Source organism: Gordonia humi, from assembly GCF_014197435.1.
GTDB classification, from domain to species: Bacteria; Actinomycetota; Actinomycetes; order Mycobacteriales; family Mycobacteriaceae; genus Gordonia; species Gordonia humi.
In genome coordinates this window covers 2,075,866-2,094,089 of sequence record NZ_JACIFP010000001.1, presented here as the reverse complement: position 1 = coordinate 2,094,089, position 18,224 = coordinate 2,075,866, and the positions used below count along the sequence as shown (strand labels likewise).

Annotated in this window: 14 protein-coding genes, 1 tRNA gene and 3 rRNA genes; 7 read left to right on the top strand and 11 right to left on the bottom strand. The window is 63.0% G+C overall.

Going from position 1 to position 18,224, the window contains the following annotated elements; genetic code table 11:
• Positions 1-101: 101 nt before the first annotated feature.
• The 4 genes from BKA16_RS09565 to BKA16_RS09550 are packed head-to-tail and all read right to left on the bottom strand — an operon-like array spanning position 102 to position 2,944.
• Positions 102-1,253 carry a Dyp-type peroxidase gene (locus BKA16_RS09565; RefSeq protein WP_183370429.1) on the bottom strand — a complete coding sequence of 384 codons (1,152 nt, stop codon included), beginning with the start codon at positions 1,251-1,253 and terminating at the stop codon, positions 102-104.
• The gene (locus BKA16_RS09560) at positions 1,250-1,792 is read right to left on the bottom strand and encodes a copper chaperone PCu(A)C (RefSeq protein ID WP_183370428.1); all 543 of its coding nucleotides are present in this window, start codon (positions 1,790-1,792) and stop codon (positions 1,250-1,252) included. Before BKA16_RS09560 ends, BKA16_RS09565 begins: the two co-directional genes overlap by 4 nt.
• Positions 1,793-1,836: 44 nt before the next feature.
• Positions 1,837-2,400 carry a hypothetical protein gene (locus BKA16_RS09555; RefSeq protein WP_183370427.1) on the bottom strand — a complete coding sequence of 188 codons (564 nt, stop codon included), beginning with the start codon at positions 2,398-2,400 and terminating at the stop codon, positions 1,837-1,839.
• Positions 2,401-2,413: 13 nt separating this feature from the next.
• On the bottom strand, positions 2,414-2,944 hold the full coding sequence (locus tag BKA16_RS09550; protein WP_183370426.1) for a GNAT family N-acetyltransferase: 531 nt from the start codon (positions 2,942-2,944) through the stop codon (positions 2,414-2,416).
• Between the two features lie 43 nt (positions 2,945-2,987).
• Between BKA16_RS09550 and BKA16_RS09545 the strand changes: the two genes are divergently transcribed.
• Positions 2,988-4,370 carry an amino acid permease gene (locus BKA16_RS09545; protein ID WP_183370425.1) on the top strand — a complete coding sequence of 461 codons (1,383 nt, stop codon included), beginning with the start codon at positions 2,988-2,990 and terminating at the stop codon, positions 4,368-4,370.
• Positions 4,371-4,372: 2 nt separating this feature from the next.
• On the opposite strand, the gene BKA16_RS09540 is transcribed toward BKA16_RS09545, so the two are convergent.
• The 5 genes from BKA16_RS09540 to BKA16_RS09520 all read right to left on the bottom strand — a co-directional run bounded on the left by BKA16_RS09540 (position 4,373) and on the right by BKA16_RS09520 (position 11,751).
• Positions 4,373-5,086: a TetR/AcrR family transcriptional regulator gene (locus BKA16_RS09540; protein WP_183370424.1), complete on the bottom strand. Its 714-nt coding sequence runs from the start codon at positions 5,084-5,086 to the stop codon at positions 4,373-4,375.
• A 123-nt stretch (positions 5,087-5,209) separates the two neighbouring features.
• A 5S ribosomal RNA gene (gene rrf, locus BKA16_RS09535) occupies positions 5,210-5,326 on the bottom strand.
• 84 nt (positions 5,327-5,410) lie between these two features.
• Positions 5,411-8,531: ribosomal RNA gene (locus BKA16_RS09530) — 23S ribosomal RNA — on the bottom strand.
• A gap of 433 nt (positions 8,532-8,964) precedes the next feature.
• Positions 8,965-10,486, bottom strand: a 16S ribosomal RNA gene (locus BKA16_RS09525).
• The 16S, 23S and 5S rRNA genes sit together here, the layout of an rRNA operon.
• A 593-nt stretch (positions 10,487-11,079) precedes the next feature.
• Entirely contained in the window at positions 11,080-11,751 is a 672-nt protein-coding gene (locus tag BKA16_RS09520) for a TetR/AcrR family transcriptional regulator (protein WP_183370423.1), read from the bottom strand.
• Between the two features lie 115 nt (positions 11,752-11,866).
• Here BKA16_RS09520 and BKA16_RS09515 point away from each other — a divergent pair, with 115 nt between their 5' ends.
• On the top strand, positions 11,867-13,084 hold the full coding sequence (locus BKA16_RS09515) for an oxygenase MpaB family protein (protein WP_183370422.1): 1,218 nt from the start codon (positions 11,867-11,869) through the stop codon (positions 13,082-13,084).
• A 91-nt stretch (positions 13,085-13,175) separates the two neighbouring features.
• Here the strand turns inward: BKA16_RS09515 and BKA16_RS09510 are convergent.
• Positions 13,176-13,247, bottom strand: a tRNA-Gln gene (locus tag BKA16_RS09510).
• Positions 13,248-13,466: 219 nt separating this feature from the next.
• Here BKA16_RS09510 and glmU point away from each other — a divergent pair.
• The 3 genes from glmU (at position 13,467) to arsC (ending at position 16,379) form a co-directional block, all read left to right on the top strand.
• A complete protein-coding gene (gene glmU, locus BKA16_RS09505) occupies positions 13,467-14,939 on the top strand; it encodes a bifunctional UDP-N-acetylglucosamine diphosphorylase/glucosamine-1-phosphate N-acetyltransferase GlmU (RefSeq protein ID WP_183370421.1) in 1,473 nt (490 codons plus the stop codon).
• Positions 14,940-14,942: 3 nt separating this feature from the next.
• Positions 14,943-15,920, top strand: a complete 978-nt coding sequence (locus BKA16_RS09500; RefSeq protein WP_183370420.1) for a ribose-phosphate diphosphokinase — start codon at positions 14,943-14,945, stop codon at positions 15,918-15,920.
• A gap of 117 nt (positions 15,921-16,037) precedes the next feature.
• Entirely contained in the window at positions 16,038-16,379 is a 342-nt protein-coding gene (gene arsC / locus BKA16_RS09495) for an arsenate reductase (glutaredoxin) (RefSeq protein ID WP_183370419.1), read from the top strand.
• A 24-nt stretch (positions 16,380-16,403) separates the two neighbouring features.
• On the opposite strand, the gene BKA16_RS09490 is transcribed toward arsC, so the two are convergent.
• Positions 16,404-16,838 carry a limonene-1,2-epoxide hydrolase family protein gene (locus tag BKA16_RS09490; RefSeq protein WP_183370418.1) on the bottom strand — a complete coding sequence of 145 codons (435 nt, stop codon included), beginning with the start codon at positions 16,836-16,838 and terminating at the stop codon, positions 16,404-16,406.
• A gap of 159 nt (positions 16,839-16,997) precedes the next feature.
• On the opposite strand from BKA16_RS09490, the gene BKA16_RS09485 reads away from it, so the two are divergent.
• Both BKA16_RS09485 and pth read left to right on the top strand, forming a co-directional pair.
• A complete protein-coding gene (locus BKA16_RS09485; RefSeq protein ID WP_183370417.1) occupies positions 16,998-17,603 on the top strand; it encodes a 50S ribosomal protein L25/general stress protein Ctc in 606 nt (201 codons plus the stop codon).
• Entirely contained in the window at positions 17,604-18,170 is a 567-nt protein-coding gene (gene pth / locus BKA16_RS09480) for an aminoacyl-tRNA hydrolase (protein ID WP_183370416.1), read from the top strand. It abuts the gene before it with no gap.
• Positions 18,171-18,224 lie beyond the last annotated feature (54 nt).

Here is an 18,224-nt window from a genome sequence, read left to right as displayed (position 1 = left end):
GTGGGTGGTCGACACTCGGATCAGTCTATTACCCCGCCGGGTCCGGGTCGCCGACACGTGGGACGGCGGATCGCACACACGTGTCGGCCACCCGAATCGAGCTATGCGAACAACGTCTCGCCGAGGTACTCGCGAGGCCCGGGCAGCATCGCGTAGACGGCCGACCCGATCGGCGTCGTCCACTCGTTGAGTGCGTCGTGGTCGGACAGTCGCTGCTGCACCGGCACGTACTGAACGACGGGATCGCGCTGGTAGGCGGCGAAGATCAGCCCGCTGTCGGAGGTGTCCCCGCTTCCGGGCGACGGCGGGACGTCGTAGCTGTACGGCCGCCGCAGGAACTGTTCCCGGTCGGTCCGCCGGTGCGCACGCGCGATGTGCGACGACTCCGGGATCACCGGTATGCCGCCCGAGGTCGCGGTGAACACCGGATCGTCGGTCTCATGCGAACCGGTCAGCGGAGCGCCGTTGTCGAGGGTGCGACCCATCGACAACTCGCGCCCGTGCCGATCCAGTGACTCCCACGTGTCCATGTTCATCGCGATTCGGCGCAGCACGAGCGATGTCCCGCCCGCCATCCACGGCTGTTCCCGACCGTCGTTCCACACGAGGTCGTCGTAGCGCCGGGCGTCGGGCTGCACCGTGCCGTCGACCTGACCGAACAGATTCCGGCCGTGATGGAATCCCTGCTGCATCCACCGCACCCGTGTGCGCGTCCGCACCGGCGCGATGACGAGCCGCACCGTGTGCGCCAACGTCATCGGCTCGTCGCATGCCACCGCGACCACCAGATCGGTCTGTCCCCACTCGGGTCGGAGTCGGTCGATCGCGAAGTCGGGCAGCGGCGTCAACCACCCCGGCCGTCGAGACGCCAGTGCGGGGGATGCGAAGGCTCCGGGCCCCAGTCCCACCGCGATCGACAGACGCGATGGATCGCCAGCCAGTTCCGGTTCGGTATCGGAGAATCCCGGGCGGCCCTGGGTGAGATTCGCCGCGTCCTGCGACCACATCCGCAGAATCGATTGCAGCACGCGGTGATCGGCCGGGTCCACCAGGTCGAGGCCGATGAAGTTCACATGCGACTGCATCGGCGTGGTGATTCCGGACTGGTGCTCTCCGAAGAACGGCAGCGTCGACGGAGCGTCCGTCGTCGACGCGGACACCTCGTGTCCGACGCCGACGGCGGCCGCTCCCACGCCGATACCGGCAAGACCGATTCCGCCGGTCAGCAGTGTTCTCCGGGAGACGCGGGTCAACTCCGCTCGCCGGTGTGCTCCGGCGAGTAGTTCTCCTGGTTTCCATTGAAGTCCCGAGCGATGGCTTCGACGGTCTCCGTGGAGCCGTCGTCGAAGCGCGCGGTGATGGTCACCGTGTCGCCCGAACGGATCGACTTCGTCACGCCCATGAGCATGAAGTGCTCGCCGCCGGGGTCGAGCGTCGCCGACCCCTTGGCCGGGACGACGATGCCGCCGTCCACTTCGCGCATGGTGGTGGTGCCTCCGGACTCCACCACTTCGTGGAGTTCGACGGTCTTGGCGACGTCGCTGGACGCGGACACGATCCGGACGTCCCGATCGGAGTCGTTCTCGACTACCGCGAAGGCGGAGGTCATACCGCCGTCGGCGGCGACGTCGTCGAGCGCCTTGACCCAGGGTTGCGACACGGTGATCGCGTCGGCGTCCGAACGGGTGTCCGGTGAATCGGTCGAGCAGGCGGTGAACAGAGTGGCGGATGCGAGGGCGGCTGCCGCGAACGCGGTCAGTCCTGCCGAGCGCACCTGATGGCGCCGTGCCATGAGGTCTCCTCAGATGAGCAAGGTGTGAGTGAAAGTCGAAGAGTTCACACTGCTGCCGGAGGACCGCGAACGCCTGATGCGCTGACGAGGAGAAGCGTGTGCACCCGGGCGAGTGTCGAGTGCACGGCGGCGGGGACGATCGGCTCGACCGGCTCCACACCGGTCGCCAGTCGTCGGACGATGAGGATTCGCCGTCGGCACGCGTGCGTGAGCCGTTCGGCGACGACCAGCACCGCGACGGCGGCCGGGAGTGCGAGGACGTGCCAGACCAGCATCGAGGTGTCGGGCATGAGGGCGCCGTGGCCGAGCATCGCCAGACAGGCGTGCGCGACGACCTGTCCGCCGACGAGCGCAGCCGCGGTGCCGACCCAGCCGACGCCCGGCGATCGCCGAGCATCGGCGGACTTCACCTGGCCCGCGCGGATCAACCCGACGACGACGGCGAGAGCGCCGAGGATCAGCACATGCGAGGTGGCCGGGCCGTGCGCGGTGAGACCGCCCCCGAATCCGTGCGCTGCGACACCGAGGATCAGCGAGACCACCGCGGCGAGAACACCGTGCATCGCCGGGTCGGCCGGCGAGTCTGCGGTGGTCAGGCAGATGGGCACGCCGCCGAGTCTATCAATCGCCCGATTCGGCGACTTCGCTCGGAGCGAGTGACAGGTGCATGTAGACGACGCCGACCCAGCGTCCGAACTTGTATCCGACTCCCGGAGTCCGACCCGACTCGACGAACCCGGCCTTCCGGTGCAGGGCGACGGACTCGGGGACCTCGTCGGAGATGACCGCCATGATGTTGCGGACCACCGCCGGATCGGTCTGGTCGATCATCGCGCGCATCAGTCGACTGCCGATGCCTCGCCCGGCGGCCTCGGGCCGCAGATAGATGCTGTCCTCCATGGTTCGGGCCCACCCGGCTTTGCCACGATAGGGCCCCAGGCACGCGAAGCCGAGGACTCCGGACGCGACCTCCGGATCTTCGACGACGAGAAACGGCAGCCGTCCGGTGCGACAGTGTTCCAGTTTCCGCTGCCAGGTCGCCAGATCGGGGGCGATGTGGTCGAAGGTCGCCGTCGACGATTCGACGTAGTGTCGGTAGATGTCGGCGACCGCGTTCAGGTCGTCGACGCGTGCATCGCGCAACGTCACCATGGGAGTCGATTCTGTCGTATGCACGGTCCGTAGGCTGTATCGAATGGCCGACTCCGGACAAGATCACATCGACGTCACCGACGAGAGTCACCTCAGGGCAGGTCTCCGTCCCCGGCACCTGATCATGATGAGCCTCGGCTCGGCGATCGGCGCGGGTCTCTTCGTCGGCTCGGGCGAAGGTGTCTCGCTCGCGGGCCCGGCAGCTCTGATCGCCTACGCGATCATCGGTCTGATCATCGTCTCGGTGATGCGGATGCTCGGTGAACTCGCCGCCGCCGACCCGAACCCGGGTGCCTTCTCGTATTACGTCGGGACGGCGCTCGGACCGGGCGCCGGGTTCATGATGGGGTGGCTGTGGTGGGTGCAGATGACCATCGTCGTCTCCGCGGAGGCGCTGGCCGCGGCCGAGGGCCTGGAGAACCTGATCGGCGTCGTACCGGCGTGGGCGTGGGCGCTGATCTTCATGGTGGTGTTCACCGTGCTCAACCTGACCGGTGCCGCCAACTTCGGCGAGCTCGAGTTCTGGCTGGCCCTGATCAAGGTCGTGTTCATCGTCGTCTTCCTGGGCATCGGCGCGGCTTACCTGCTCGGGTGGACGTCGGAGCCGTCGCCCGGTCTGGACCACCTCGGTGATTTCGCACCTCACGGGCTCAGCGGTATCACCGCCGCTCTCCTGGTGATCGCGTTCGCCTTCGGCGGCATCGAGATCATCGCCGTCGCAGCGGCGGAGACCGACGATCCGGGGCCCAGCGTCACCAAGGCGATCCGCACGATCGTCTGGCGGATCCTCGTGTTCTACATCGGATCAGTGCTGGTCATCCTGCTGGTGATTCCGGCGGGCGATGAGAGCCTCGACACGGGGCCGTTCGTCGGCGTCCTCGAGAAGGCCGGCCTCCCGGCAGTCGCGACCGCGATGGGTGCGATCATCGTCATCGCCCTGTTGTCGTCGATGAATGTGAACCTCTACGGAGCCTCACGGATGCTGTTCTCGCTCGGCGTCCGGAGGATGGGACCGTCGTCGGTGACGCGCACGTCGACGAACTCGGTGCCTGTCCGCGCCGTTCTCGCGAGCGTCGTCGTCGGGTTCCTGATGGTGCCCGCCAACTACCTCTGGGGCGAGCAGGTCCTGGACACTCTCTTGTCGGTCGTCGGTTCGACCCTGTTGGTCACGTGGCTGTCGATCACGGCCGCACAGATCGTTCTACGACGCCGCGCCGACGCCACGGGTACGGCGCTGCCGATGAGGATGTGGCTGTTCCCGTATCTGTCGGTGGTCACGTTCCTCGCGCTGATCGCGATCGTGGTGATGGGGTTGTTCGACGACGGAGTCCGCAGTCAGATCATCTCGACCGCGGTGCTGGCCGCCGTGCTGTGGGGTGCGGGGACGCTCCTGCATCGGCGTCAGTCGGCCGCCGTCGACCGCTGACGTCAGTCTCCGGTGCCCGGTTCGAGGGCTGTCGTCTTCGGGGCCGCCTCCTGGTAGTCGGAGGAGACGAGGACGGGGTCGGGGTCGAGGCGGGTGAGTCCGTTCCAGCACAGGTTGACCAGATGCGCGGCCACGACCTCCTTCGCCGGTTCCCGCACGTCCAGCCACCACTGGGCGGTGACCGACACCATGCCGACGAGGGCCTGGGCGTACAACGGCGCCAGCGCCGGATCGAATCCGCGTCGTTCGAAGTCGCCGGCCAGGATGTGCTCCACTTGACTGATCGCGTCGTTGAGCAGGCTCGAGTATCTGGTGTCGCCGTTGTCGCCGACCGCGGACTCACCGCGGACCAGTATCCGGAAGCCGTCGGTGCGCTCCTCCATATAGGTGAGGAGCGCGAGCGCGACCTGCTGAATGCGGTACAACGAGCGATTCTTCGTGAGCGAGGACGTCACCATCTCGAGGAGCTTGTCCATCTCCCGGTCGACGACGACGGCGTACAGCCCCTCTTTTCCGCCGAAGTGTTCGTAGACGATCGGTTTGGAGACACCGGCCCGTTGCGCGATCTCTTCGATCGACGTTCCCTCGAAGCCGCGCTCGGCGAAGAGTCCCCGTGCCACTTCGATCAGCTGCAGGCGACGCTGCGCGCCTGTCATTCGTGCGCGCGGCGCCTTGACTACTTCTTCTGCGCCGTCGGCCGGCCTGTCGATCGCCATGTGGTGAGTCTATCGGTGCGACGGTCCGCGCTCGGCAGGTCACCGTAGAGCAGGTCTGGTGCCGGGGTGCAGACAGCAGTGGGGCCCCTGACCTGTCACAGATCAGGGGCCCCACCAAGTAAATTACGGCAGTGTCCTACTCTCCCACACCCATTACAGTGCAGTACCATCGGCGCTGGCAGGCTTAGCTTCCGGGTTCGGAAAGGGACCGGGCGTTCCCCCACCGCTAAAACCACCGTAAAAACACAAGACACACACAAACACGTGTGTTGCCTCAGAAGCAAATAGTGGATGCAAACAACCAAACAAAAACGTGTGAGCATTGTATGTAAGCCCTCGGCCTATTAGTACCAGTCACCTCAACACATTACTGCGCTCACAATTCTGGCCTATCAACCCCATCATCTCTAGGGGGCCTTACCCAACCAAAGTTGGTAAGAAACCTCATCTTGGAACAGGCTTCCCGCTTAGATGCTTTCAGCGGTTATCCCTTCCGAACGTAGCCAACCAGCCGTGCCCTTGGCAGAACAACTGGCACACCAGAGGTCCGTCCGTCCCGGTCCTCTCGTACTAGGGACAGGATTCCTCAAGTTTCTAATCGCGCGCGGCGGATAGAGACCGAACTGTCTCACGACGTTCTAAACCCAGCTCGCGTGCCGCTTTAATGGGCGAACAGCCCAACCCTTGGGACCTACTCCAGCCCCAGGATGCGACGAGCCGACATCGAGGTGCCAAACCATCCCGTCGATATGGACTCTTGGGGAAGATCAGCCTGTTATCCCCGGGGTACCTTTTATCCGTTGAGCGACACCGCTTCCACACGCCGGTGCCGGATCACTAGTCCCGACTTTCGTCCCTGCTCGACACGTACGTCTCACAGTCAAGCTCCCTTGTGCACTTACACTCAACACCTGATTGCCAACCAGGCTGAGGGAACCTTTGGGCGCCTCCGTTACACTTTAGGAGGCAACCGCCCCAGTTAAACTACCCACCAGGCACTGTCCCTGAACCCGATCAGGGTCCGAAGTTAGAAGCCCAATACGATCAGAGTGGTATTTCAACAACGACTCCACACACACTAGCGTGCACGCTTCACAGTCTCCCACCTATCCTACACAAACCGTACCGAACACCAATACCAAGCTATAGTGAAGGTCCCGGGGTCTTTTCGTCCTGCCGCGCGAAACGAGCATCTTTACTCGTACTGCAATTTCGCCGAGCCTGTGGTTGAGACAGCAGAGAAGTCGTTACGCCATTCGTGCAGGTCGGAACTTACCCGACAAGGAATTTCGCTACCTTAGGATGGTTATAGTTACCACCGCCGTTTACTGGGGCTTAAATTCTCAGCTTCACCACCAAAGTGGTTAACCGGTCCTCTTAACCTTCCAGCACCGGGCAGGCGTCAGTCCGTATACATCGTCTTACGACTTCGCACGGACCTGTGTTTTTAGTAAACAGTCGCTTCTCTCTGGTCTCTGCGACCACCACCAACTCCAGACGCGAAGTCCTTCACCAGCAATGGTCCCCCTTCTCCCGAAGTTACGGGGGCAATTTGCCGAGTTCCTTAACCACAGTTCACTCGATCGCCTTAGTATTCTCTACCTGACCACCTGTGTCGGTTTGGGGTACGGGCCATGCACCAACTCACTAGAGGCTTTTCTCGGCAGCATAGGATCACTGAATTCACCACAACGGCTACGCATCACCTCTCAGACACACAGAACACGGATTTACCTATGTCCCGTCCTACAGGCTTACACCAGCACAACCAACGACTGGCCCAGCTACCTTCCTGCGTCACCCCATCGCTTGACTACTACACCCAAGGTCCCATGCAGCCACCACCACAACAATCCGAAGAAAGCCACAGCAGCTTTTGGATGGTTAGTACAGATGATTCACCACTTGTCGCGAGTGCACGGGTACGGGAATATCAACCCGTTGTCCATCGACTACGCCTGTCGGCCTCGCCTTAGGTCCCGACTCACCCTGGGCGGATTAACCTGGCCCAGGAACCCTTGGTCATTCGGCGGACAAGTTTCTCACTTGTCTTTCGCTACTCATGCCTGCATTCTCACTCCCACACCCTCCACACCTAGATCACTCCGGCGCTTCCACGGATGCAGGACGCTCCCCTACCCACCCACACCACTAGACAGGAAAACCTGCCGATGTTCTCGTGTGAGTGCCGCGGCTTCGGCGGTGTACTTGAGCCCCGCTACATTGTCGGCGCAGGATCACTTGACCAGTGAGCTATTACGCACTCTTTCAAGGATGGCTGCTTCTAAGCCAACCTCCTGGTTGTCTAAGCGACCCCACATCCTTTTCCACTTAGTACACGCTTAGGGGCCTTAGCCGGCGATCTGGGCTGTTTCCCTCTCGACTACGAAGCTTATCCCCCGCAGTCTCACTGCCACGCTCTCACTTACCGGCATTCGGAGTTTGGCTGACGTCAGTAACCTAGTAGGGCCCATCGGCCATCCAGTAGCTCTACCTCCAGTAAGAAACACGTGACGCTGCACCTAAATGCATTTCGGGGAGAACCAGCTATCACGGAGTTTGATTGGCCTTTCACCCCTACCCACAACTCATCCCCTCCATTTTCAACTGAAGTGGGTTCGCGCCTCCACAACCTCTTACAGCTGCTTCACACTGGCCATGGGTAGATCACTCCGCTTCGGGTCTAGACCCAGCGACTACACGCCCTATTCAGACTCGCTTTCGCTACGGCTACCCCACACGGGTTAACCTCGCCACTGAGCACTAACTCGCAGGCTCATTCTTCAAAAGGCACGCCATCACCCCACAACAATAGAGGGCTCTGACGGATTGTAAGCGTCCGGTTTCAGGTACTATTTCACTCCCCTCCCGGGGTACTTTTCACCTTTCCCTCACGGTACTAGTCCGCTATCGGTCACCAGAAAGTATTTAGGCTTACCGGGTGGTCCCGGCAGATTCACAGCAGATTCCACGAGCCCGCTGCTACTTGAGAAACACTAAAGCCAGTCATCGCGTTTTCGGTTACGGGACTCTCACCCACTACGGCAGACCATTCCAAGCCACTTCACCTAACACAACAATTTTTTACTGACCCCACCGCCGGCAGACGATGACATAATGCCCTCACAACCCCACACGCACAACCCCTGCCGAGTATCACATACGCATGGTTTAGCCTCATCCGCTTTCGCTCGCCACTACTCACGGAATCACTCTTGTTTTCTCTTCCTATGGGTACTGAGATGTTTCACTTCCCCACGTTCCCTCCACACCCGCTATACATTCACGAGTGGGTAACACGACATAACTCGTGCTGGGTTTCCCCATTCGGACACCCTCGGATCACAGCTCGTTTGACAACTCCCCGAGGACTATCGCGGCCTACCACGTCCTTCATCGGCTCCTGGTACCAAGGCATCCACCGAACGCCCTAAAACACTTACAACAACACCCACAAACACACCACAACCACCACCCCCACAAGTGCGGGAAACAGTCGACTGTGACACGAATGTGGACATCACATTTTCATTGAAATTGCAATACACACCTTACATGTAAGATGCTCGCATCCACTATCTACTTCTCAAACAACACACACCCACCCGACCCACCACACAACACGTGCGCGGACATCCAGCAAGCACGAAGAAACACACCCAGTGTATTCCCTCAGAACCCCGATAGCGTGTGACATCCCAGCATGCCGGTCACCCGACACACCCCCACCACCAGCAAGCACCACATCGATGCTCACCAGCACGACCGGCACCACCAGGGTGCCCGCCGCAGGCGTGGATTTCTTGTGTTTCACCCATGAACACACACTCGCCCATCCTGCGTTCGAGGACAGCACGAGAGTGTTGTGTGCTCCTTAGAAAGGAGGTGATCCAGCCGCACCTTCCGGTACGGCTACCTTGTTACGACTTCGTCCCAATCGCCGATCCCACCTTCGACAGCTCCCTCCCACAAAGGGGTTAGGCCACCGGCTTCGGGTGTTACCGACTTTCATGACGTGACGGGCGGTGTGTACAAGGCCCGGGAACGTATTCACCGCAGCGTTGCTGATCTGCGATTACTAGCGACTCCGACTTCATGGGGTCGAGTTGCAGACCCCAATCCGAACTGAGACGCGCTTTAAGGGATTCGCTCCACCTCACGGTCTCGCAGCCCTCTGTACGCGCCATTGTAGCATGTGTGAAGCCCTGGACATAAGGGGCATGATGACTTGACGTCATCCCCACCTTCCTCCGAGTTGACCCCGGCAGTCTCCTGCAAGTCCCCGGCATAACCCGCTGGCAATACAGGACAAGGGTTGCGCTCGTTGCGGGACTTAACCCAACATCTCACGACACGAGCTGACGACAGCCATGCACCACCTGTACACCAACCACAAGGGAACACATATCTCTATGCGCGTCTGGTGTATGTCAAACCCAGGTAAGGTTCTTCGCGTTGCATCGAATTAATCCACATGCTCCGCCGCTTGTGCGGGCCCCCGTCAATTCCTTTGAGTTTTAGCCTTGCGGCCGTACTCCCCAGGCGGGGTACTTAATGCGTTAGCTACGGCACGGAATCCGTGAAATGGACCCCACACCTAGTACCCACCGTTTACGGCGTGGACTACCAGGGTATCTAATCCTGTTCGCTCCCCACGCTTTCGCTCCTCAGCGTCAGTTACTACCCAGAGACCCGCCTTCGCCACCGGTGTTCCTCCTGATATCTGCGCATTTCACCGCTACACCAGGAATTCCAGTCTCCCCTGTAGTACTCAAGTCTGCCCGTATCGCCTGCACGCCTGCAATTGAGTTGCAGAATTTCACAGACGACGCGACAAACCGCCTACGAGCTCTTTACGCCCAGTAATTCCGGACAACGCTCGCACCCTACGTATTACCGCGGCTGCTGGCACGTAGTTGGCCGGTGCTTCTTCTCCAGGTACCGTCACTTGCGCTTCGTCCCTAGCGAAAGAGGTTTACAACCCGAAGGCCGTCATCCCTCACGCGGCGTCGCTGCATCAGGCTTGCGCCCATTGTGCAATATTCCCCACTGCTGCCTCCCGTAGGAGTCTGGGCCGTGTCTCAGTCCCAGTGTGGCCGATCACCCTCTCAGGTCGGCTACCCGTCGTCGCCTTGGTAGGCCATTACCCCACCAACAAGCTGATAGGCCGCGGGCCCATCCCACACCGCAAAAGCTTTCCACCCGATACCATGCAGCATCAGGTCATATCCGGTATTAGACCCAGTTTCCCAGGCTTATCCCAGAGTGCAGGGCAGATCACCCACGTGTTACTCACCCGTTCGCCACTCGAGTACCCCCGAAGGGGCCTTTCCGTTCGACTTGCATGTGTTAAGCACGCCGCCAGCGTTCGTCCTGAGCCAGGATCAAACTCTCCAACAAAAAATATTGAAAACACAGTTTTCAACACAAGCCAGAAAGCAAAGCCTGACCAAATCCAAAAAACTGACAAGAATAACAATCATCAAACAACACGACAACAACCACACAAGGTTGTGTCATGCCTGTTCACAAAATAGTTTTCCTGCCACAAAAAACAATCTTTATGTGGCACAAGAAAATCTCTGTCACACACTATCGAGTTCTCAAAGAACACACACCCACCAGCACCACCCCGACATGGTCGGGTCGACCTCCAGTGAACATATTTCATTGTGTATCGGCCGTTTCAGGCCAACTCTTCCAACCTACCAGACTGGAATACCCTCGGCAAACCTGAAGTTCATTCACTGTTTCCAGGGGAGAACGTTCATGTTCGCTTTGAGCGCTTCTCGACTGTACTCGACCCGACCGCGAAGTCATAATCGCGGACATAGGGGGATAGTCGATGCCGGCGCGGCCGGAGCCGCGCTGACTCGACATAAGTTACGCAGATTCCCCAGCCAGAGCAAATCACCAGGTCACAGGGGTTCAGGACGGGTCCGCGCGGGCGTCACCCGTACGCGGGCGAGAGGGACGGCGCCGGCCGCATGCGGCTAACGGTCGACAGACACCTTGAGCATCGGCAGCAGATACTGACGAGCGAGCTGTTCGAGCTGCTCGGTGTCGTCGAGTTCGACGAGTCCCCCGGGCAAGGTCACGAACGATCCGGTGATCCGCGCGATCAGCTCAGCGGCGAGGTCCGGGTCGACCGACGAATCGAGGTTGCCGTCGTCCTGTTCTCGATGGAGGGCCGCGGCGACGAAAGAACTCACGGCGTGCATGTTGCGACCGCCGCCTCCGCCGACCAGGCCGGGCACCAATGCGGGATCGTCGGCGATCAGTCGCTTGATGAGCGGATTCGACCAGATCTGCTGGATAGAGGTCACGAACCCCGTCACCAGACGCTCGGCGAAGGTATCGGCCTCCGTCATCGCCCGCCGGAAGTACTCGAAGTATCGACCGAGCTCGTGAGCGATCACCTCGTCGACGAGATCGTCCTTGCTGTCGAACTTCCGATAGATCGTGATCCGCGAGGTGCCCGCACGCTTGGCGACGTCCTCCATCGAGGCTCCGGCGATACCGTCGATGCAGAACTGTTCGTATGCGGCGACGAGCAGTTTCTCCCGAGTCGGGTCGGCCGGCCGCTGACGGGGATCGTTGATCGCCTTCCGCGTCGCCCGCTCGAACAGTGTCTGCGGCGCAGAGGTCGTCTCGTCGATGGTCATCGGCTTGATAGTACCTCTCTTATGCGAATCCCTTGTGACTGCGATCACCAGGTGCTACCAATGTTACAAGATAGCCGATTTTGTTACGCAGTGATCAACTGGGACGGGGAATGCCATGGAAGATCTGTCACGTCGCCGAGTACTCCGGGTCGGTGCCGGCGCTAGTGCGGCACTGCTCGCAGCGCCCACCTTCGGGTGGACGGCGGCCAGGGCCGGGGCCGCGCCGGGCGACGGCCCGAGGATCGACGCGAAGCACACCTGGGACGACGAGCCGGACGAGTTGATCGCCGACATCTACTCCAGCGGCCAGGTCACCAAGGTCAACAACGCGATGCGTAAGTGGCAGAAGAACGGTCAGGGCTTGTCGAAGGAGATCCCCGCCGATCTGCGGACCTTCATCGAGAAGGCGCGGGAACTCCCCGACTGGGCCGACGCGGGCAAGCTCGACGACGCGGTCCGTTTCAATCAGAAGCGCGGCACCTATCTCGGGGCCCTCTACGGATTCGCCAGCGGCATGATGAGCGCGGTGATCCCGCATGAGGCGATGGTCGTGTACTACTCGCGCGGTGGAGCCCAGCTCAAGGACCGGATCGCCAAGACCGCCAAGCTCGGCTACGACATCGGCTCGCTGAACGCGTACCAAGACGGCGGCGAGATGGCGGTGACCTGTGTGAAGACGCGGCTCATCCATTCCGCCGTCCGGCACCTCCTGCCCCAGCAGCACAAGTGGTCCTCGCGCATGCCGTATCAGGAGAAGCCGATCACCCAGGCCGATCAGATGGTCACCTGGCACAGCCTGCCCACGACGGTGATGCGGATGCTGCGACGTTGGCAGGTCCCGGTCGACGCCCGTGAATCCGAGGGTTTCCTGCACTCGTGGCAGGTCGCCGGTCACATGCTCGGTATCCGGGACGGACTCATCCCGGCGACGTGGAAGGACGCGGAGGATCAGTCGAAGGTCGCTCTCGATCCGATCCTGAAGGGGACGCCGGAGGGCCGGAAGCTGGCACACATGCTGCTGCAGCTCGGCTTCAACCTCGACCTGTCGATCCTTTCTCCGGGCGTGCTGGGCGCATTGACACGGTTCATGCTCGGCGACCGCATCGCCACCGAACTCCGCATCCCGCGCGAGCCCGTCTGGGATCCGCTGCTCGCTGCGTCGTGGGGGCCGTTCGTGCTCGTCCGCGAGGGACTCCTCGATGTCGGCATGCCCAAAGAGGTCTATTGGACCTTCGACGAGATGCTGCGTCAGTTCGTGCTGCTGTACATCTCCGAACTGCGCATGCCGATCAACATCGAGCTGCCCTATACGAACAATCCGGAATACAAGTAGACCGCCCCGGGGGCTGAGAGCGACGGGCCGACGGACAACACGCCTGTCGGCCCGTCGTTCACGTCCGCGTCGCACTGCGCTCACGCCTGTGCTCCGCCATCAGGACTCGAACCTGAAATGCCTGAACCAAAATCAGGAGTGTTGCCGATTACACCATGGCGGATTACTGCGTCTGAGATTCTGCCACAGCCGACGGGCAGCGGCGTGACCACGCCCGCGGAGCGATTCGACGGGTCGCGACGCCGCTCGACCGACGAGGTGCGCCGCCCGACCGACGAATCAGGAGCGGGTCGCATGTCACACGGCGTGCGGGCGGCTCGTCGGCACCTCGATGCGTAGGATTTCCCCGGCAGCCGTCAACGTCTCGAGCGAAGGATCATCGATGAGCAGACAGTCCGGCCGGAGCGCGATCGCGGTCATCGTGCTTGCCGCGGGAGCTGGCACCCGTATGAAGTCGAAGACGCCGAAGATCCTGCATCGCATCGCGGGTCGCTCCCTCGTCGGACACGCGATGCACGGAGCGAACGGACTGGCGCCAGAGGTCCTCATCGGCGTCGTCAGCCACGAGCGCGAGAAGGTGACCGCCGAGATCGACTCCGTCGCAGACGAACTCGACCGTCGGATCCTCATCGCCGAACAAGCGTCGCCGCTCGGCACCGGCGACGCCGCCCGCGCGGGCATGACCGTCCTCGACGACTTCGACGGCACAGTCCTCGTGACGGTCGCCGACGCGCCCCTCCTCGACGCCGACACTCTCGAAGCCCTGGTGGCCACGCACACCGCAGGCGACGGCGCCGCCGTGACGCTCACCAGCTTCGTCGCCGCCGATCCGACCGGATACGGCCGGATCGTTCGCGGCGACGACGGCGACGTCACCGCGATCGTCGAGCACAAGGACGCCACCGACGCCCAGCGCGCCATCACCGAGGTCAACGCCGCCGTCTACGCCTTCGACGCCGCCGTCCTGCGCGAGGGACTCGCTAGCCTGTCGACCGACAACGCGCAGGGCGAGTACTACCTGACCGACGTCGTCGAGATCGCTCGCGCCGCCGGCCGGACGGTCCGCGCGCACGTCGTCGACGACCCGGCCGTCGTCGCCGGCTGCAACGACCGCGTTCAGCTCGCCGACCTCGGAGCCGAGCTGAATCGGCGCATCGTGCGGCGCCACATGCTCGCCGGAGTCACCGTCGTGGATCCGGCCACCACGTGGATCGACGTGGCGGTGCGGCTCGGCCAGGACGTGCGCATCGAGCCGGGCACTGCGCTGCACGGCCGCTGTGAGATCGCCGACGACGCCGTGATCGGGCCGGACACCACACTCACCGACGTGCGGATCGGGGCGGGCGCCAGCGTGATCCGCACCCACGGCAGCGGCGCGGTGATCCACGCCGGCGCCACTGTCGGGCCGTTCGCCTATCTGCGCCCGGGCACCGACCTCGGTGCCACGGGCAAGATCGGCGCCTTCGTCGAGACCAAGAACGCGCAGATCGGCACCGGCACCAAGGTGCCGCACCTGACCTATGTGGGCGACGCCGAGATCGGCGAATACACCAACATCGGCGCATCGAGCGTCTTCGTCAACTACGACGGCGTCGACAAGCACAAGACCGTCATCGGATCGCACTGCCGCACCGGCTCGGACAACATGTTCGTGGCGCCTCTGGAGATCGGTGACGGCGTGTACACCGGTGCGGGTACCGTGCTCCGGGGGAACGTTCCGTCGGGTGCACTTTCGGTGAGCGCTGGATCACAGCGCATCATTGAGGACTGGGTGCCTGCCAAGCGCCCCGGAACGGCTGCCGCAGAAGCGGCGGTCCGAGCCAAGAACGGTCGAGACCAGGAGAAGAAGAGCTAGCCGATGAGTTGGACCACCGACAACCAGAAGAACCTCATGTTGTTCGCGGGTCGCGCGCACCCCGAACTGGCCCAGGCCGTCTCCGACTCGCTCGGCGTCCCCATCACACCGCAGACCGCACGCGACTTCGCGAACGGCGAGATCTTCGTCCGCTTCGAGGACTCGGTACGCGGCAGCGACGCCTTCGTCCTGCAGAGCTGCCCGTACCCGATGAACCAGTGGATCATGGAGACGCTCATCATGATCGACGCTCTCAAGCGTGGATCGGCCAAGCGCATCACCGCGATCCTGCCGTTCTACCCGTACGCGCGGCAGGACAAGAAGCACCGCGGCCGCGAGCCGATCTCGGCTCGCCTCGTCGCCGACCTGTTCAAGACCGCGGGTGCCGACCGCATCATCACGGTCGACCTGCACACCGATCAGATCCAGGGCTTCTTCGACGGCCCCGTCGACCACATGCACGCGCAGGGGCAGCTGGCCGAGTACGTCCGCACCAAGTACGGCACCGACAACATCTGTGTCGTCTCGCCGGACGCCGGACGCGTCAAGGTCGGCGAGAAGTGGGCCGACTCCCTCGACGGCGCACCGATGGCGTTCGTGCACAAGACGCGTGACCCCGACGTGCCGAACCAGATCAAGTCGAACCGCGTCGTCGGCGACGTGGCGGGCAAGACCTGCGTTCTGATCGACGACATGATCGACACCGGCGGCACCATCGCAGGCGCCGTCAGCGTCCTCAAGGAGGCCGGTGCGGGCGACGTCATCATCGCGACCACGCACGGTGTGTTCTCGCATCCGGCGGCCGAGCGCCTCGCGAACTGCGGTGCGCGCGAGGTGATCGCCACCGACACGCTGCCGATCGGTGAGGACAAGCGGTTCGAGAACCTCACGGTTCTCTCGATCGCGCCGCTGCTCGCCCAGACCATCCGTGAGGTCTTCGAGAACGGCTCGGTCACCAGCCTGTTCAACGGCAACGCATAGCAGTCTCGTATTCCGGGGAGCGACCCCCGAGGGCCCGGCGGACGGCGCCCTCGGGGGTCGTTCGTCGCTGATCCGACGGTCCCACCGCCGAGATCGTCGTAGGGGTACGTTTGGACGGTGGACGCAACGATCTATCACAACCCCCGCTGTTCGACCTCCCGGAAGACCCTGGCGAAGCTCGAAGGCGCGGGCGTCGAACTCACCGTCGTCAAGTATCTGACCGAGGGCTGGACCCGCGAGCAGCTCGAGAAGCTCTTCGCCGACGCGGGACTCACCCCGAGCCGAGCGGTTCGCAAGCGTGAGTCCCTCTACACCGAACTCGACCTCGCGAATGCGTCCGAGGACGCGATCCTCGACGCGATGGTGGCGAACCCGGTCCTGGTGGAGCGCCCGTTCGTGGTGACCGCCAAGGGCACCCGCCTGGCCCGACCGATCGAGAGCGTCGACGAGATCCTGTAGCGGTCTCGACGGCGGAGGCCGGGCTCAGCCGACGCCGTCGATCTTCCGGTTGAGCGGCGGCGCCACGACGCCGAGAACGGCGCGCACGAGGCCCTTGGTCACGTCGAAGAAGTCGAAGTAGTCGCGCCACACGGTGATCCGCCCCTCCCGCACCTCGAAGCGGCCGCACACCCAGAAACGGATGCGCACCGGCCCCACCGCGAGCTCGTCGATGCGTTCGGTGAGGACCACGCCGTCGTCGGCGGCGTTGATCGCCAGGAACTGCACGTCGAACCCGAGGCCCGGTCGGCCGAGCCCGCGCATGATCGCGCCGAACTTCGCCTTGCCCCGGACAGTCGGCAGCGAGACGTTCGTGTAGACGATCGCGTCGTCGACGTCCTCGAGGGCGCCGTCGACGTCGCCGGTGGCGAGACCGGTGAGAAAGTGTCGGACCAGGTCAACCGGATTCTGTGACGTCATGCCCACATGGTAAGCTGCATCCCGTTGTCTCGGCGAGGGTGAGCGATCACCGTTATCGGCGCGACTGCGGACACCTCCGCCGTTTCGGTGATCGGGTTCTGCCTGTCGACGCTGCGTCGTCGTGGCGCAGAAGCAATCGAAACCCATTGGAGGTCACACATGTCGGACACCACTCCGTCCATCGCCGCTGCCATCCGCACCGGTCGCGGCAAGGGTGCCGCCCGCCGCGCTCGTCGCGAGGGCCAGGTCCCCGCAGTCATCTACGGCCACGGCACCGACCCGAAGCACCTGCTGCTCCCCCGCCTCGAGCTGAACGCGATCCTGCGTAACAACGGCCTCAACGCCGTCATCGACCTCGACATCGAAGGCAGCAAGCAGCTCGCTCTGACCCGCCAGGTCGACATCCACCCGCTGCGCGACTACATCGAGCACGTCGACTTCCTCGTCGTGCGTCGCGGCGAGAAGGTCATCGTCGACGTTCCGGTCCTGGTCGAGGGCACCCCGATGGGCGGCACCCTGATCGTGCAGGAGCTCGGCTCGGTGGAGATCGAGGCCGAGGCTCTGCACATCCCGGAGAACATCGTGGTCGACCTGGAGAACGCTCCGGCCGGCACCCTGGTCACCGCCGGCGATCTGAACCTGCAGGACGGCGTCACCCTGGTGACCCCGGCCGAGTACGCTGTCGTCGCCGTCAACGAGGCCACGGTCGTCGCTGTCGAGGACGACGAGGACGAGGCCGAGGCCGAAGAAGCCGCAGCCGAGTAAGTGAAGCTCATCGTCGGACTGGGCAATCCCGGTCCAACCTACGAGAAGACCAGGCACAACATCGGGGCCATGGTCGCCGACAGCCTGGTCTTCTCGTACGGCGAGAAGTTCTCGGTGCACAAGCGTTCCGGCGCCGAGACCGCGACCGTCCGCATCGGCGGCGAGCCGGTGACGGTCGCGAAGTCGCGCACCTACATGAACGTGACGGGCCGACAGATCGGCCCGCTGGCCGCGTACTACTCGGTGAGGCCCGAGGATCTGATCGTGCTGCACGACGAACTCGACATCGACTTCGGTCAGGTGCGGCTCAAGTGCGGCGGCGGCGAAGGCGGACACAACGGTCTGCGATCGATCACCTCGGCGATCGGTACGCGCGACTATCTCCGCGTGAGGCTCGGCATCGGCCGTCCGCCGGGCAGGCAGGATCCGGCAGACTTCGTGTTGAAGACGTTTCCGGCCGCCGCGAAGGCCGAGGTGGAACTCCTGATCGCGAACGGCGTCGACGCCGCCGAACTCCTGGTGAAGCAGGGTCTGGAAGCCGCGCAGAACACCGTGCACGCCTGGTAGTCACCACCGATTTCACGGAGTCGGCCCGCGCGGCGGCGACATCGGCGATGATGA